At 56.5% G+C, this 223-nt stretch carries 1 protein-coding gene; it reads right to left on the bottom strand.

The annotated features are described in order from the left end of the window. Nucleotides 1–223, bottom strand: a 223-nt coding sequence (locus M0413_RS22880) for a hypothetical protein (protein WP_249555768.1), incomplete at both ends; no start/stop codon positions are given.

The raw sequence follows: 223 nt of genomic DNA, 5'->3' as shown, positions 1-223 counted from the left end.
ATTGAGCACTAAGGTGCCGCCTGTCAGCACGACGCTGCTGCCGGCGTTATGCACCACACTGCTGCCGGCGACGGTGAAGCTGACCACGCTGGTATTGCCCGCTTCATCGTTGGTTAACACGTTGCCGCTGGCGACGGTGTCCTCAACGACAGTTTTGCTGTCATCTGCTGAATCTGTCAGTCTGGCCTGATCTTGCCCAGAAGTGCTATTTCCTGCTTGATCT

The organism is Shewanella sp. 8A, assembly GCF_023475945.1.
In the GTDB taxonomy this organism is placed as follows: Bacteria; Pseudomonadota; Gammaproteobacteria; order Enterobacterales; family Shewanellaceae; genus Shewanella; species Shewanella xiamenensis.
The sequence above is the reverse complement of the archived record's forward strand: the minus strand, read 5'-3'. Positions and strand labels throughout refer to the sequence as shown.